This window comes from Butyricicoccus sp. AM78-15b2TA, assembly GCF_027665985.1.
Classification (GTDB): domain Bacteria; phylum Bacillota; class Clostridia; order Oscillospirales; family Butyricicoccaceae; genus Agathobaculum; species Agathobaculum butyriciproducens.
On the sequence record NZ_JAQEHY010000038.1, the window covers coordinates 5,893 to 6,186 of the forward strand.

1 protein-coding gene is annotated in these 294 nt (G+C 55.1%); it reads left to right on the plus strand.

Features of this window, described 5'->3' with window-relative positions:
* A partial coding sequence (locus PGS25_RS15290; protein ID WP_270419384.1) for a hypothetical protein occupies positions 1–294 on the plus strand: 294 nt, incomplete at both ends.

Consider the following 294-nt stretch of genomic DNA (forward strand, 5'->3'; position numbering starts at 1 on the left):
AGCTCTCTGTGTTTGGAACGGCAATATCGAGAGTAAACACGCTGTCGTCCGCTATATGAAAGACCATGCAAGAGAGAAGGATACCGCTGCATGGCTGGCTCAGGAATACGGTGGCGGCAACAGCCCGTTCGTTGTCCGTGCCGGAAGCCCGGAGGAAACACAGCTGCCCTGGCCGAAGGTACAGCGCAGGCTTGCCCAGCTTATTCAGGAGGACCGATTCTATACCGAAGAAGAACAGGATCGTTTTGACAATATCGACCCTATCGCCATCCGGGAAGCCCTGGAGGAAAGAGG